The organism is Paenibacillus monticola (genome assembly GCF_009664975.1).
GTDB lineage: Bacteria > Bacillota > Bacilli > Paenibacillales > Paenibacillaceae > Paenibacillus_AQ > Paenibacillus_AQ monticola.
The window spans coordinates 24263-40933 of sequence record NZ_WJXB01000020.1 but is presented as its reverse complement, the minus strand read 5'-3'; the positions used below and the strand labels follow the sequence as shown (position 1 = coordinate 40933).

14 protein-coding genes are annotated in these 16671 nt (G+C 44.7%); all 14 read left to right on the top strand.

Annotated features, from left to right (window positions below; genetic code table 11):
* The first annotated feature begins 25 nt into the window (after positions 1 to 25).
* Positions 26 to 385, top strand: a complete 360-nt coding sequence (gene rplL / locus GJB61_RS29575; RefSeq protein ID WP_154122612.1) for a 50S ribosomal protein L7/L12 — start codon at positions 26 to 28, stop codon at positions 383 to 385.
* Positions 386 to 533: 148 nt separating this feature from the next.
* Entirely contained in the window at positions 534 to 1130 is a 597-nt protein-coding gene (locus GJB61_RS29570; RefSeq protein ID WP_154122611.1) for a class I SAM-dependent methyltransferase, read from the top strand.
* Between the two features lie 425 nt (positions 1131 to 1555).
* Positions 1556 to 5101 carry a DNA-directed RNA polymerase subunit beta gene (rpoB, locus tag GJB61_RS29565; protein ID WP_154122610.1) on the top strand — a complete coding sequence of 1182 codons (3546 nt, stop codon included), beginning with the start codon at positions 1556 to 1558 and terminating at the stop codon, positions 5099 to 5101.
* A gap of 114 nt (positions 5102 to 5215) precedes the next feature.
* The gene (rpoC, locus tag GJB61_RS29560; protein ID WP_154122609.1) at positions 5216 to 8827 is read left to right on the top strand and encodes a DNA-directed RNA polymerase subunit beta'; all 3612 of its coding nucleotides are present in this window, start codon (positions 5216 to 5218) and stop codon (positions 8825 to 8827) included.
* A gap of 180 nt (positions 8828 to 9007) precedes the next feature.
* A complete protein-coding gene (locus GJB61_RS29555; RefSeq protein ID WP_154122608.1) occupies positions 9008 to 9259 on the top strand; it encodes a ribosomal L7Ae/L30e/S12e/Gadd45 family protein in 252 nt (83 codons plus the stop codon).
* A 139-nt stretch (positions 9260 to 9398) separates the two neighbouring features.
* Positions 9399 to 9818: a 30S ribosomal protein S12 gene (gene rpsL / locus GJB61_RS29550; protein WP_154122607.1), complete on the top strand. Its 420-nt coding sequence runs from the start codon at positions 9399 to 9401 to the stop codon at positions 9816 to 9818.
* 44 nt (positions 9819 to 9862) lie between these two features.
* Positions 9863 to 10333: a 30S ribosomal protein S7 gene (rpsG, locus tag GJB61_RS29545; protein WP_154122606.1), complete on the top strand. Its 471-nt coding sequence runs from the start codon at positions 9863 to 9865 to the stop codon at positions 10331 to 10333.
* A 39-nt stretch (positions 10334 to 10372) separates the two neighbouring features.
* Positions 10373 to 12451: an elongation factor G gene (gene fusA / locus GJB61_RS29540; protein ID WP_154122605.1), complete on the top strand. Its 2079-nt coding sequence runs from the start codon at positions 10373 to 10375 to the stop codon at positions 12449 to 12451.
* Between the two features lie 107 nt (positions 12452 to 12558).
* Positions 12559 to 13749, top strand: a complete 1191-nt coding sequence (tuf, locus tag GJB61_RS29535) for an elongation factor Tu (protein ID WP_154122604.1) — start codon at positions 12559 to 12561, stop codon at positions 13747 to 13749.
* A gap of 295 nt (positions 13750 to 14044) precedes the next feature.
* Positions 14045 to 14215, top strand: a complete 171-nt coding sequence (locus GJB61_RS32655) for a methyl-accepting chemotaxis protein (protein WP_154122603.1) — start codon at positions 14045 to 14047, stop codon at positions 14213 to 14215.
* A gap of 538 nt (positions 14216 to 14753) precedes the next feature.
* The gene (gene rpsJ, locus GJB61_RS29525) at positions 14754 to 15062 is read left to right on the top strand and encodes a 30S ribosomal protein S10 (protein ID WP_036652923.1); all 309 of its coding nucleotides are present in this window, start codon (positions 14754 to 14756) and stop codon (positions 15060 to 15062) included.
* A gap of 43 nt (positions 15063 to 15105) precedes the next feature.
* Positions 15106 to 15729, top strand: coding sequence for a 50S ribosomal protein L3 (rplC, locus tag GJB61_RS29520; RefSeq protein ID WP_154122602.1), 624 nt, complete (start codon positions 15106 to 15108; stop codon positions 15727 to 15729).
* A gap of 25 nt (positions 15730 to 15754) precedes the next feature.
* Complete coding sequence (rplD, locus tag GJB61_RS29515) at positions 15755 to 16378, top strand: 50S ribosomal protein L4 (RefSeq protein ID WP_154122601.1); 624 nt, start codon at positions 15755 to 15757, stop codon at positions 16376 to 16378.
* Positions 16378 to 16671, top strand: coding sequence for a 50S ribosomal protein L23 (rplW, locus tag GJB61_RS29510; protein ID WP_154122600.1), 294 nt, complete (start codon positions 16378 to 16380; stop codon positions 16669 to 16671). Before rplD ends, rplW begins: the two co-directional genes overlap by 1 nt.

Genomic DNA, 16671 nt, shown 5'->3' with positions numbered 1-16671 from the left:
TTAAATATAAAATGGAGGTTCAATCATGAGCAAAGAAACAATCTTGGAAGAAATTAAAGGCATGAGCGTATTGGAACTGAACGACTTGGTTAAAGCAATCGAAGAAGAATTTGGCGTAACTGCAGCAGCTCCAGTAGCAGCTGGCGGCGCAGTAGCAGCAGTAGAAGAAGAACAAACTGAATTTGACGTAATTTTGACAGGCGCTGGCGCTTCCAAAATCAACGTTATCAAAATCGTTCGCGAAATCACAGGTCTTGGCTTGAAAGAAGCTAAAGATGTAGTAGATAACGCACCAAAAGCAATCAAAGAAAAAGTGAGCAAAGAAGAAGCTGACGCTACTAAAGAAAAATTAGAAGCAGCAGGCGCAGCAGTAGAAGTGAAGTAATTCCCTTCTATTTTGACAAACCCCTTGAACTTGTTCAAGGGGTTTGTTTTATAAAGTCAAACCGTAAAATAATTATCTGACAAAGACGGTCTAGCTATTTGTAGATTTTTTCGATCGAATAGTATGACTTATGAAAGGGAGAATAGGGATGTCGCAGCATTATTACTCGCAGCAGCCGGATGCTCGTCATGACAGACGTACTATCAACACAGTTCTAAGAGGAAAGGATCTTCGCTTTACGAGCGATGCTGGTGTTTTCTCTAAGGGGGATATCGACTATGGGAGTCGAGTTCTGATTGAAGCTATGATCATTCCAGAGGGTTCGGATGTGCTAGATGTGGGTTGCGGTTACGGGCCAATTGGAATTAGCGCAGCTCTTCTTGCTCCCAAGGGACATGTAACGATGCTTGATATCAATAGCCGTGCGGTAGAACTGGCTCGTGAAAATGCGCTGCATAACGGAATTCGGAATGTTACAGTAATGGAAAGCGATGTGCTCAGTGCATTGGAAGGGCAGAAATTTGATGTGATCCTTACCAATCCTCCGATTCGTGCAGGTAAAGCTATTGTGCATCAGATTTTTGAAGAAGCCTATGAGCATTTAAAAGAGGGTGGAACGCTGTGGGTTGTTATTCAGAAGAAGCAAGGTGCTCCCTCTGCTGCAGCTAAATTGGAAAGCTTGTTCCCGATTGTGGAAGAAGCGGGGAAAGACAAAGGCTATCGTATAATGAGAGCAAGAAAATAAAAATCAATTAATCATTGACATGCGATATTGATAGTGGTATTATTATAAAATGTCAGAATTAAGATAGGCTCCATGTCTTTAGTTTGCTGAAATGTCAAGTGATATATTGTCGCCCGGTACGCGCATGCCGTATGGCAAGTTTTTGCGAATTTGGTTTCTAGTACTCTGCCGCGACAAAGTTCGCCGGAGTAATAGTCATAGCGCATAAACTATTGCTTGCTGACGTATAATATGTACGTTTTGGGCAAATCTATTGGATAAGGAGTATTTTGGCCGTGGATAAGTGCGCTCTTTTTTCGAAAGACTTCGATCAAGGGCTTTTCTTTATTTATGGCTGAATCCTTGTGGTATGGTTCCATTATACGGGTCCAAACAAGGGTTCGCAATCAAATTTTTAAGTGAGTAGACATGAGGGGTGAGTAAAGTTGGCAGGACATCTTGTTCAGTATGGTCGACGCACTCGGCGAAGCTATGCGAGAATTAACGAGGTACTCGAGGTCCCGAACCTGATCGAGATCCAACAAAAATCTTATGACTGGTTTTTGGAGGAAGGATTACGGGAAATGTTTCAGGACATCTCGCCGATCCAGGATTTCACAGGTAATTTGGTACTAGAGTTCATTGACTACAGCCTGGGTGAACCGAAATATACGGTTGACGACGCTAAAGAGCGGGACGTAACGTATGCGGCTCCTCTGCGTGTGAAGGTGCGGCTCATCAATAAAGAGACCGGCGAGGTCAAAGAGCAGGAAGTGTTCATGGGAGATTTCCCTCTGATGACGGAAACCGGCACTTTTATTATCAATGGTGCAGAACGGGTTATTGTCAGCCAGTTGGTTCGCTCTCCAAGCGTCTATTTCAGCACAAAAGTGGATAAGAACGGCAAAAAAACCTACACCGCCACAGTAATTCCGAATCGCGGAGCATGGTTGGAACTTGAGACCGACGCTAAGGACATCATGTATGTTCGTATCGACCGGACTCGTAAGATCCCAGTTACCGTACTTCTGCGTGCTCTCGGTTTCGGTAGTGATGCCGAAATTTTGGAATTGCTTGGCAATGATGAATATATTCGCAATACGCTGGATAAAGACAACACGGACTCTACGGAGAAGGCGCTTATTGAAATTTACGAGCGTCTGAGACCAGGCGAACCGCCGACACTAGACAATGCTAAGAGTTTGCTAGTCGCGCGCTTCTTTGATCCAAAACGTTACGATCTGGCTAATGTAGGTCGTTACAAAATCAACAAAAAGCTTCACATTAAGAATCGTCTGTTTAATCAACGTCTTGCCCAACCTTTGATTGATGACTCTACAGGAGAAATCCTGGCAGAATCCGGTCAAATGGTTGACCGTCGTTTGCTTGACGAATTGATTCCTTATTTCGAAAAGAATGTAGCCTTCAAGAGTTATCGTGTTAATGCTGGTGTACTGGATAGCGATGATATTCCACTGCAAGCAATTGATGTGTTCTCACCAATTGAAGAAGGACGGATTATTAAGCTGATTGCCAATGGCAACATCGATAAGTCAGTGAAACATATTACCCAGGCTGATATTATATCCTCAATCAGCTACTTTATTAATTTGCTGCACGGTATTGGCAACACGGATGATATCGATCACTTGGGTAACCGTCGTCTGCGTTCTGTAGGTGAACTTCTGCAGAATCAGTTCCGTATTGGCTTATCCCGTATGGAGCGCGTTGTGCGTGAAAGAATGTCTATTCAGGATGCCAACGCGATTACGCCGCAGGCGCTGATCAATATTCGTCCCGTTATCGCATCCATTAAAGAGTTCTTCGGTAGCTCTCAGCTGTCCCAGTTTATGGATCAGACGAACCCGCTGGCTGAATTGACGCATAAACGTCGTCTGTCTGCACTAGGACCCGGTGGTTTGACTCGGGAACGTGCTGGCTTTGAAGTTCGTGACGTTCATCACAGTCACTATGGTCGGATGTGTCCAATCGAAACGCCGGAAGGTCCGAATATCGGTTTGATCAACTCCTTGTCTACTTTTGCTCGCATCAATGAATACGGCTTTATTGAAGCACCGTACCGTTGGGTGGATCCAAAGACAGGTAAAGTGACTGAACAGATTGATTACCTGACAGCGGATGAAGAAGATAACTATGTAGTAGCGCAAGCTAACGTCAAGCTGGAAGAAGACGGCTCCTTTAAGGAAGACATGGTTATCGTTCGTTACAACAAAGACTCGGATAACATTACAACGATGCCAAGTAATCGGGTCGATTACATGGACGTATCACCGAAGCAGGTCGTATCTGTTGCGACGGCGCTCATCCCGTTCCTTGAGAACGATGACTCCAACCGTGCACTGATGGGATCTAACATGCAGCGTCAAGCCGTTCCACTTCTTATTCCGAAAGCTCCGCTAGTTGGAACAGGAATGGAACACAAGTCTGCTAAAGACTCTGGCGTATGTATTGTTTCCAAGTACGACGGAATTATCGAACGCTCGTCTGCCAATGAAATTTGGTTGCGACGCGTCGAAACTGTCGAAGGCAAGGAAGTTAAAGGCGACATCGTTAAATATAAATTACACAAATTTATGCGTTCGAATCAAGGTACCTGTATTAATCAGCGCCCGATTGCAAAAAGAGGCGAAGTAGTTAAGAAAGGTGATATTCTTGCAGATGGTCCTTCCACGGAATTGGGCGAATTGGCTCTTGGTCGCAATGTAGTTGTTGCGTTCATGACTTGGGAAGGTTACAACTATGAAGATGCGATCCTGCTTAGTGAAAAATTGGTTAAAGAGGATGTATACACTTCGATTCATATCGAGGAGTACGAATCCGAGGCTCGTGATACGAAGCTGGGACCTGAAGAGATTACACGTGATATTCCAAACGTAGGTGAAGAGGCACTGCGCAATCTTGATGAGCGCGGTATCATCCGCATCGGTGCGGAAATTAGTGCTGGCGATATTCTCGTTGGTAAAGTTACTCCGAAGGGTGTAACTGAATTGACAGCTGAAGAACGCTTGCTGCACGCAATCTTTGGAGAAAAAGCTCGTGAAGTTCGCGATACCTCTTTACGCGTACCTCATGGTAGTGATGGAATTATCGTTGACGTTAAAGTATTTACACGCGAGAACGGTGATGAACTGCCACCGGGTGTAAATCAACTAGTTCGTGTCTACATCGCTCAGAAACGTAAGATTTCTGAAGGTGACAAAATGGCCGGACGTCACGGTAACAAGGGTGTCGTTGCCCGCATCCTGCCTGAAGAAGATATGCCGTTCCTTCCTGATGGTACACCAGTACAGGTTGTACTCAACCCGCTGGGCGTTCCTTCACGTATGAACATCGGACAGGTGCTTGAGGTTCATATCGGCATGGCCGCTATGCGTCTTGGTATTCATGTAGCAACGCCAGTATTTGATGGAGCGCGTGAGTATGACGTATTTGATACGATGGAAGAAGCAGGAATGCAGCGTAATGGTAAGACCATATTGTACGATGGCCGGACAGGTGAACGCTTCGAACGTGAAGTTACTGTTGGTGTCATGCACATGATCAAACTGGCGCACATGGTTGACGATAAGATTCATGCTCGTTCTACAGGACCTTACTCACTCGTTACGCAGCAGCCACTCGGCGGTAAAGCTCAGTTTGGTGGACAGCGCTTCGGGGAAATGGAAGTGTGGGCGCTTGAAGCTTACGGTGCTGCATATACATTGCAAGAAATTTTGACTGTTAAATCCGATGACGTGGTTGGTCGCGTGAAGACGTACGAATCCATTGTCAAAGGTGAGAATGTACCAGAACCGGGTGTACCGGAATCGTTCAAGGTACTGATCAAGGAACTGCAGTCACTCGGTATGGATGTTAAGATCCTTGCGGGAGACGAGCAGGAGATTGAGATGAAAGAATTGGACGATGAGGATGAGACGTCAGGCGACAAACTAAGCCTCAATCTTGAAGGCTCAGAAGTCGGAGTGGAATAAACACCCAAGAACACATTAATATCATTTAAAAAGGACCGTGCCCTCTTTTAATCTAACGATTGAAGGAGGGCAAATGCGGTACTAAATCAGGATTAGGTTAAGGAGGGTTGCTCCTTGTTGGACGTTAACAATTTTGAATTTATGAAAATCGGACTTGCTTCTCCGGAAAAAATTCGTTCTTGGTCCCGCGGAGAAGTTAAGAAGCCGGAAACCATTAACTATCGTACTTTGAAACCGGAAAAAGAAGGTCTTTTTTGTGAGCGTATCTTCGGACCGCAGAAAGACTGGGAATGCCATTGCGGTAAATACAAACGCGTCCGTTATAAGGGTGTTGTCTGTGATCGTTGCGGCGTGGAAGTTACACGTGCTAAGGTTCGTCGTGAACGTATGGGTCACATCGAGCTGGCAGCTCCAGTATCACATATCTGGTATTTCAAGGGTATTCCGAGCCGTATGGGTCTAGCACTAGACATGTCTCCAAGATCTTTGGAAGAGATTATTTACTTCGCGTCTTATGTTGTAACTGATCCGGGCGAAACGCCTCTTGAGAAGAAACAACTTTTGTCTGAAAAAGAATACCGCAGTTACCGTGAAAAATATGGCTACGGATTTCAAGCTGGCATGGGTGCTGAAGCAGTCAAAAAGTTACTTCAGGATATCGACATTGATAAAGAGTTAGAATTCCTCAAGGAAGAACTGCGTACAGCCCAAGGCCAACGCCGTAACCGGGCTATCAAACGCTTGGAAGTCATTGAAGCATTCCGCAACTCCGGTAACAAGCCTGATTGGATGATCATGGATGTACTCCCTGTTATTCCTCCTGAGCTTCGTCCAATGGTTCAATTGGATGGCGGACGTTTTGCTACGTCTGACTTGAATGACCTGTATCGCCGTGTTATCAACCGCAACAACCGTCTGAAAAGACTGCTTGATCTTGGCGCACCTGATATTATCGTGCAGAACGAAAAACGGATGCTGCAGGAAGCTGTCGATGCATTGATCGATAACGGCCGTCGAGGTCGTCCGGTAACCGGTCCTGGTAATCGTCCATTAAAATCGCTCAGCCATATGCTGAAGGGTAAACAAGGACGTTTCCGCCAGAACTTGCTCGGTAAACGTGTCGATTACTCCGGACGTTCCGTTATCGTCGTAGGCCCGTACCTTAAAATGTACCAGTGCGGATTGCCGAAGAAAATGGCTCTGGAATTGTTCAAGCCGTTTGTCATGAAGGAATTGGTCAATAAAGGGCTTGCCCACAACATAAAGAGCGCGAAACGTAAAGTAGAGCGCGTAAGTCCTGAAGTATGGGATGTACTTGAAGAAGTTATTAGAGAGCACCCAGTTCTGTTGAACCGCGCTCCAACACTTCACCGTCTCGGTATTCAAGCATTCGAACCTATTTTGGTGGAAGGTCACGCTATCCGTCTTCACCCACTCGTATGTACGGCATATAATGCCGACTTTGATGGTGACCAAATGGCGGTACACGTACCTCTATCAGCAGAGGCGCAAGCAGAGGCTCGTATTCTCATGCTGGCATCCGGTAACATCTTGAATCCTAAGGATGGTAAACCGGTTGTTACCCCTTCACAGGATATGGTTCTGGGTACTTTCTACCTAACCATGGACAACAATGAAGAAAAGGGAACAGGTATGATTCTGCGTACTGTGAATGAAGCTGTTTCAGCTTACCAACGCGGAACTGCAGGTCTGCATGCACGTGTGGCTATTCCAGTTAAAGCACTTGGTAAAACCTGCTTTACAGAAGCACAACAGGGAGCCTTATTGATTACAACAGTCGGTAAGATTATCTTTAACGAAATCTACCCGAGCAGTTTCCCGTATATCAACGAAGCGACCAAAACAAACCTGTTGCAGGGCACACCGGAGAAATACTTTATCTATGAAAAGGGTGCGGACATCCGTGCACTGATCATGGCTGCTCCGGAAGCGAGTGCTGTAGGTAAGGAATATCTGGGTCTGATTATCGCTCGTTGTTTCGAAACCTATCACACGACCAAAACATCTGTGATTTTGGATAAAATTAAACAACTCGGATTCACCTATTCCACACGTTCCGGTGTAACGGTTGCCGTATCGGACGTAATTGTACCTGAAGAAAAGGTCGCAATTTTGAAAGAGTCAGAAGATAAGGTCGATGTGGTTGCTAACCAATACCGTCGTGGACTGATCACTAATGAAGAACGGTACGACCGTGTCATTGAGATTTGGTCAAAGACTAAAGATGATCTTACTAATGTCCTTTTGAAATCGATGGACCGATTCAATTCCATCATGCTTATGGTAGATTCCAAAGCGCGTGGTAATAAATCGCAGATCACTCAGTTAGGTGGCATGCGCGGTTTGATGGCGACACCATCCGGCCGAATTTTCGAACTGCCGATTAAGGCGAATTTCCGTGAAGGACTAACTGTCCTCGAATACTTTATCTCCACTCACGGAGCGCGTAAAGGTCTTGCCGATACAGCGTTGCGTACAGCTGACTCTGGTTACTTGACACGACGTCTAGTCGACGTGGCACAGGATGTCATTGTCCGCGAAGAAGATTGTGGAACAGATAAGGGATTCATGGTTAGCCGTATTCAGGATGGTAAAGAAGTTATCGAGGACTTGTACGACCGGATTGAAGGTCGCTATTGCTTCGAAACTGTTCGCCATCCAGAGACTGGTGAAATCCTTGTTCATCGTAACGACTTGATTGATTCTGACAAGGCGGAAGCGATTGTTGAATCCGGAATAACTAAATTGCAAATCCGTTCTGTACTGAGCTGCCGTGCCCGTCACGGTGTCTGCAAGAAGTGCTACGGACGTAATTTGGCTACTGGTAAATATGTTGAGATCGGTGAAGCTGTTGGTATTATAGCTGCCCAATCCATCGGAGAACCAGGAACCCAGCTTACCATGCGTACGTTCCATACCGGGGGCGTTGCGGGTGATGATATCACCCAAGGTTTACCGCGTATTCAAGAGCTGTTTGAAGCCCGTAACCCAAAAGGTCAGGCAACAATCAGTGAAATTGATGGTGTAATCAAGGAAATTCGTGAAACTAAGGACCGTCGAGAAATTGAGGTACAAGGTGAAGCTGAATCCAAGACTTACTCCATCACTTACGGATCACGGTTGCGTGTTACTGAAGGTCAAGAGATCGAAGCTGGCGATGAGCTGACTGATGGTTCTATTGATCCTAAAGAAATGCTGCGTATTAAAGGGATCCGCGGGGTACAGAACTACATTCTGCAAGAAGTGCAGCGTGTATATCGTAACCAAGGCGTTGAAATCAATGATAAGCACATTGAAGTAATGATTAAGCAAATGTTGCGCAAGATTCGTATCATTGACGCTGGTGACACTAGTCTCCTGCCAGGTGCATTTGCGGACATTCATGAATATGAAGCAGCTAACAAGGAAGCTATCCTTTCCGGTAAAGAGCCTGCAGTTGCCAAACCGGTACTGCTTGGTATTACCAAAGCTTCTCTTGAGACAGATTCATTCCTGTCTGCTGCATCTTTCCAAGAAACTACGCGTGTTTTGACTGATGCTGCTATTAAAGGTAAAGTCGATAAGTTGCTTGGTCTGAAAGAAAATGTTATTATCGGTAAGTTGATTCCTGCAGGAACAGGCATGAATCGTTACCGTACTGTTAAGCTAAGTGATCCAAATGCTGAAAGCAAAAGAGAGTCTTTAGAGACTGTCCCTGCTGAGTAGTTTAATTATCATTGTCAAGTAGCTAATCGCGTCACATCTACTTAGTAGTTGTGACGCGACTGCTTGCAGTGAATTATTATATTTTATTGCTTAAATTCTTGACATAATCCGATGATAATGCTAAAATATCTAAGGTGCGTGAGTAGCCATGCTATTCCTTGTTCATTGGAGGTATTGATAATGACTGATGATAGAGGACTACAGGATGCTCAGGTCAAGATCGGTACCAAGCAAACCGTCAAGGCGGTAGAGTTGGGCCATGCCGCAGAAGTCTATGTGGCGGAAGACGGAGATCAACGGCTTACTTCCAGGATTGTTATGCTTTGTAGCAAACATGGTGTCAAGGTCACATACGTAGATACGATGCTAAATTTGGGCAAGGCCTGCGGAATAGAAGTGGGCGCTGCGATGGCAGCCGTCTTAAAACAATAGCTAGAGAAATGTTTTTGTACCGGGGGTACACTTCGGAGGCAAGAACTTTTCATTTGTCTTTTTATGAACCACCTGGGTCTGTGGACTTAATAATGGTGTTTGTAAATGGATTATTATATCAGGAAGGGGGTGGCACAACATGCCAACAATTAACCAATTGGTTCGTAAAGGCCGTCAAGCCAAAATCGAAAAATCTAAATCTCCCGCTCTTCAAAAAGGGTTCAACGCCCTTAAGCGTGAGGCTACAAATTTGAGCGCTCCGCAGAAACGCGGCGTGTGCACTCGTGTAGGCACAATGACTCCACGTAAACCAAACTCAGCACTTCGTAAATATGCTCGTGTTCGTTTGACTAACCGTCTGGAAGTTACAGCTTACATCCCGGGTATTGGACACAATCTTCAAGAGCACAGTGTAGTATTGATTCGCGGAGGTAAAGTAAAGGACCTTGCAGGGGTTCGTTACCATATCGTTCGTGGAGCGCTTGATACTGCAGGTGTAGCTAACCGTATGCAATCTCGTTCTAAATACGGTGCGAAACGTCCTAAAGTGAAGAAGTAAGATAACGTATGCGAATAATAACAATATAAGAAAGGGGGATATCCATGCCACGCAAAGGTCCAGTTACTAAGAGAGACGTTTTGCCAGATCCATTGTATAATAGCAAGTTGGTTACTCGTTTGATCAACCGCATTATGCTGGGTGGTAAAAGAGGTGTCGCTCAAAGCATTTTGTACAATTCATTCAAGCTTATTGCAGAACGTACAGGTAAAGAACCGATGGAAGTTTTCGAAGCTGCCATCAAGAATATCATGCCAGTCTTGGAAGTTAAAGCCCGCCGTGTCGGCGGTGCCAACTACCAGGTACCTATTGAAGTTAAACCTGAAAGACGTACTGCTTTAGGATTACGTTGGCTTGTAAACTACTCACGCAACCGCGGTGAGAAGACTATGGAAGAACGTTTGGCTGCTGAAATCATCGACGCTTCCAACAACACAGGCGCTTCTGTCAAGAAACGTGAAGATACACACAAAATGGCTGAAGCAAACAAAGCGTTTGCTCACTACCGTTGGTAGGATTTTAAATAACTTATATTTTGAAGGGAGATCCATTTCATGGCTAGAGAGTTCTCCTTATTTAATACACGTAATATCGGGATCATGGCACATATTGACGCTGGTAAAACTACAACCACGGAGCGGATTCTTTTCTACTCAGGCCGTACGCACAAAATCGGTGAAGTTCACGAGGGTGCTGCTACAATGGACTGGATGGAGCAAGAACAGGAGCGCGGAATTACCATTACTTCCGCTGCTACAACTGCTGCTTGGAAGGGCCACCGCATCAATATTATTGATACCCCGGGCCACGTTGACTTTACTGTTGAAGTTGAACGTTCCCTTCGTGTATTGGATGGAGCAGTAGGCGTTTTCAGTGCAAAAGAGGGCGTTGAACCTCAATCCGAAACTGTTTGGAGACAAGCTGACCGTTATAGTGTACCGCGGATCGCTTATGTCAACAAAATGGATATCATCGGTGCTGATTTTCTTAATGTAATTCAAGCTATGCGTGAGCGTCTAATGGCGAATGCTGTTGCTATTCAAATACCAATGGGCGCAGAGAATGACTTCATTGGTATTATTGACCTGGTTGAGGAAAAAGCTCATATTTTCAAAGATGAAATGGGTCAGAATATTGAAGTGACAGAAATTCCTGCTGAATATTTGGCACAAGTTGAAGAGCTGCGTCTCGAGTTGATCGAGAAGGTTGCGGAACTTGACGAAGATCTCACTATGAAGTATCTGGAAGGTGAAGAAATTACAGTTGCGGAAATCAAAGCAGCATTGCGCAAAGGCGTATGTGAAGTTAAGATTTTCCCTGTAATTGTTGGATCTTCCTATCGTAATAAAGGGGTTCAGCTTATGCTGGATGCTGTTGTCGATTACTTGCCTTCACCTCTTGATGTACCAGCTATTATTGGTCATCTTGATGATGGTACAGAAGGAGTTCGTCATTCTTCTGATGAGGAACCATTCTCTGCTTTGGCATTTAAGATCATGACTGACCCTTATGTCGGTAAACTTACGTTCTTCCGTGTATACTCGGGTGTTCTGGAGTCTGGATCATACGTTGTAAATGCTACTAAGAACAAACGTGAGCGTATTGGACGTATTCTACAAATGCATGCGAACAGCCGCCAAGAGATTTCTATTGTATACTCTGGTGACATCGCGGCAGCTGTAGGATTGAAAGATACAAGCACTGGTGATACATTGTGTGATGAGAAGAATCCAATTATATTGGAATCAATGAACTTCCCTGATCCAGTTATCGAAATCGCAGTGGAACCTAAAACCAAAGCTGACCAAGATAAATTGGGCGTTGCTCTCGGTAAGTTGACCGAAGAAGATCCAACTCTTCGTGCTCATACTGATGAAGAAACAGGCCAAACAATTCTGGCAGGTATGGGCGAACTTCACTTGGATATTATCATTGATCGTATGCGCCGTGAATTCCATGTTGAAACTAACGTTGGTAAACCACAGGTTGCATATCGTGAAACTTTCAAACAAGCTGCTCGTGTCGAAGGTAAATTCGTTCGTCAATCAGGCGGACGTGGTCAGTATGGTCACGTATGGGTGGAATTTGAACCCCTTGAGGCTGGTACTGGCAACCAATTCGAAAGTAAAGTAGTCGGCGGTTCTGTTCCTAGAGAATATGTCGCTCCTGCACTTGCGGGTATTGAAGAGGCTATGAAAAATGGTGTCATCGCAGGCTTCCCGCTTGTTGATGTTAAAGCCACTGTAGTAGATGGTTCTTATCATGATGTTGACTCCAATGAAATGGCATTTAAAGTTGCCGGATCTTTGGCGCTCAAGGCTGCTAAAGACAAGTGTAAACCTGTCCTTCTTGAGCCAATCATGAAAGTAGAAGTAACTGTTCCTGAGGAATACATGGGTGATGTAATGGGGATGCTTAGTTCCCGTCGCGGTAAGATTGAAGGAATGGATTCTCGTGGTGGAGCTCAAATTATTCGGTCTAAGGTACCTCTTTCCGAAATGTTTGGTTATTCTACTACACTTCGTTCCGGTACTCAAGGACGCGGCGTATTCTCAATGGAACTTTCTCATTATGAAGAAGTTCCGAAATCCATTGCAGAAGAAATCTCTGCCAAGAATAAAGGCGGAGAATAATTATTGTTTTAACTCGTCGTCCGGGTATAACCGGTCAGTCATCTAAGATAACATACAACGGACGGCTCAAAATATTAGGAACCCCACATTAAGGAGGAACTGTTCAAATGGCAAAGGCAAAGTTTGAACGTAACAAACCGCACGTTAACATTGGTACTATTGGTCACGTCGATCATGGTAAAACAACTCTGACTGCTGCAATCACTACTGTATTGTCCAAAAAATACGGTGGCGCTGCTGTAGCATTCGACCAAATCGATAAGGCTCCTGAAGAACGCGAACGTGGTATCACTATCTCCACAGCTCACGTTGAGTACGAAACTCCTAACCGTCACTATGCACACGTAGACTGCCCTGGACATGCCGACTATGTTAAGAACATGATCACTGGCGCAGCACAAATGGATGGAGCAATCCTGGTTGTATCCGCAGCTGATGGCCCTATGCCACAAACTCGCGAACACATCCTTCTGTCCCGTCAAGTAGGCGTTCCTTACATCGTTGTATTTTTGAACAAATGCGACACTGTAGAAGACGAAGAGCTTTTGGAATTGGTTGAAATGGAAGTTCGCGATCTGCTGAACGAATATGATTTCCCAGGTGACGATACTCCAATCATCCGTGGATCTGCTCGTGAAGCTCTTGCAAATCCTGATGGCGAATATGCACAAAACATCATTGATATGTTTGAAACCATTGATGTATATATTCCGCTTCCAGAACGCGATACTGAAAAACCTTTCTTGATGCCTGTAGAGGATGTATTCTCCATCACTGGCCGCGGTACTGTGGCAACTGGTCGCGTTGAACGCGGAAAAGTTAAAATTGGTGAAGAAATCGAAATCGTTGGTATTCATGAAGAAAGCAGAAAATCAGTTGTTACGGGCGTTGAAATGTTCCGTAAATTGCTTGATTCTGCTCAAGCTGGCGATAACATCGGAGCATTGCTTCGTGGTGTAGACCGTACTATGGTTGAACGTGGCCAAGTATTGGCTAAACCGGGTTCCGTTAAACCACACACAGAATTCACTGCTCAAATCTACGTTCTGACTAAAGAAGAAGGCGGACGTCACAAACCATTTTTCACTGGTTACCGTCCACAGTTCTACTTCCGTACAACTGACGTAACTGGCATCATCAATCTGCCAGAAGGTACTGAAATGGTTATGCCTGGTGACAACATCACTGTAACTGTTTCCCTGATCTCCCCAATCGCTATTGAAGAAGGCACTCGCTTCTCCATTCGTGAAGGCGGACGTACAGTTGGAGCCGGTACTGTAGCATCTATCCAAAAATAATTTTGGTTCTATCCTTAATGGATAGATACTGAAACAATAAAGCAGGAGTACTTCTTATGAAGTGCTCCTGTTTTTTTTTTGTTTTGTATACGATGAATCTTAAAATGAAGAGCGTCTTCAAATAGTACTAACTGTAACAGCTGTAGAGCAACTGGTGGCGAGCGGTAACGAAGTGAAGAATACTTTAAACGCATAGCTTCCTCTGTTCTAGTGTCTCAAGGGATGGCCAAGAATGGACGTGAACATCTCGAGAATCTGACAGGGTGAAATAATCGATTTATGAGAGCACAATGAATTGGAGCGTTCAGTTAATGAGCTAAGTAGCTCATCTTCACAAATTCAGAAAATAGTTGCTGCAGTACAGTATATTGCCGATCAGACGAAGATTCTATCATTAAACGCTACATTAAAGGTAGCAAGACAGGAAAACATGGAAGAGGCTTCATTGAAGTGGAAAAGGAGGTAAGCAGGCTCACTGAGGACTCCAAAAGTAGAGTAGTCCGCATTGGATTGTGAACCCGAAAATCAGGTGATCTTACAGGCCAGATCGTCGAAGAGATCCGTAAAGTTCAGGAATAAATAAGGAGTGGCAAATATCAATTCGTTGAGACTAGCAGACTGTCACTGATATTGTGGATTCCATACAGAGCAGCACACAGGAGATTGTTACTGTAGGAAGAGATCAATACTTCAAACATACTATTGAGAGAATAGGATCGACTACAGCTCAAACAGCAGCTTCAGCAAGCTCCTCAAAGTAGCTACAGACAGTCTTTAAGGCTATATAATAGGAAGAAGAAGCGCATGAAATAAATTATGCGTTCTTTTATGTTTTCACTTGCAATTCCGCCGGATAAAATATATAATAATAAATGTTGTTCTGAGACGTTGCGATGATGTGAGAGGTTACTGACACACCCGGCCCCTTTGCCATGGGGACGAGGTCAGAAAATTTTCACGGAGTATGTCCGATACCAAATTGGGCGATAGAAGGAGGGACTAAAATGGCAAAGCAAAAAATTCGTATTCGCTTGAAAGCATACGACCACAGAATTCTTGATCAATCCGCAGAGAAAATCGTTGAAACAGCAAAACGTTCGGGTGCAAGTGTATCCGGGCCGATCCCGCTGCCAACTGAAAAACAAATCATTACTATTCTCCGTGCGGTACACAAGTACAAGGATTCCCGTGAGCAGTTTGAACAACGGACTCACAAACGTCTAATCGACATAGTGAATCCAACACCACAAACTGTGGATGCCTTGATGCGCTTGGACCTGCCGTCCGGTGTAGATATCGAAATCAAATTGTAATTCTATTATTAAGTAATTTAGGAAAAGAAAAGAGGTGTCAACATTGAAGGGTATCTTAGGAAAAAAACTCGGTATGACTCAAGTATTTACTCCAGAAGGTAACGTAATCGCGGTTACGGTTATCGAAGCTGGCCCTTGTGTCGTTCTGCAAAAGAAAGACCTGAATATCGACGGATATGAAGCAGTGCAGTTGGGCTTTTCCGATAAGAAGGAAAGTCGCTCTAACAAGCCTGAACAAGGTCACGCCAAAAAGGCAAATGCAACACCTAAGCGCTACGTTCGAGAAATTCGCGGTATTGACCTCGCTTCATTCGAGGTTGGACAAGAGTTGAAGGCTGATGTCTTCGCTGCAGGCGAATTTGTTGACGTGACTGGTACATCAAAGGGTAAAGGTTTCCAAGGTGTTATCAAACGTTGGGGACAAAGCCGCGGACCAATGGCACACGGATCGCGTTACCATAGAAGACCGGGTTCCATGGGTTCTATCCAAGCTAACCGTGTTCCTAAAGGCAAACGCCTTCCAGGACATATGGGCCATCATGCTGTAACGGTTCAAAAGCTTGAAATTATCAGAGTAGACGTAGAACGTAACGTGTTGCTGATTAAAGGCGCTATTCCAGGTCCTAAAAACAGCTACGTGAAAGTTAAACAAACCGTTAAGAAATAATTCCTGAAGAAAGGAGGAACATGAAATGCCAAAAGTAACACTTTTTAATATCAGTGGCAACGAAGTGGGTGAAGTTGAGCTGAGCGACTCTGTATTCGGTATTGAACCGAATGAGCACGTTCTGCACGAAGCTGCACTTATGCAGAGAGCTTCCCTTCGTCGTGGTACACACAAAGTAAAAGGACGTTCTGAAGTGCGTGGCGGCGGACGTAAGCCTTGGAAACAAAAAGGTACAGGTCGTGCTCGTCAAGGCTCCATTCGTTCTCCACAATGGAAAGGCGGCGGCGTTGTCTTCGGACCAACACCACGCAGCTATTCTTGGAAATTGCCTAAGAAGGTTCGTCGTTTGGCCATCAAATCCGCGTTGTCATCGAAAGTACTCGATAATGACATTATCGTATTGGATAGCTTGACAATGAACGCTCCGAAAACGAAAGAATTCGCGGCAATCTTGAACAACCTGAAAGTTGATCGCAAAGCGTTGATCGTTTCTACAAGTTATGACGATAACGTTGCACTATCTGCTCGCAACATCCCTGGGGTGAAGTTCGTAGTAGCTGACGGCATTAATGTTCTTGACGTACTGACGTACGACAAACTGATTATCACTAAAGAAGCAGTTCTGAAGGTAGAGGAGGTGTTCGCGTAATGAAAGATCCTCGTGATATTATTAAACGCCCGGTGATTACGGAACGCACATCCGAATACATGAGCGAATTGAAATACGCTTTTGAAGTCGATATCCGTGCTAATAAAACCGAAATCAAAAAAGCTGTCGAGGCTATTTTTAAAGTTAAAGTAATCAATGTGAACACAATGCGCGTACCTGGCAAATTGAAACGTTATGGTAAATATTCTGGTTATACTCCAGAGTGGAAAAAAGCCATCGTTAAACTTAGCCCGGACAGCAAACCGCTCGAATTCTTTGAAGCGGTAGAATAA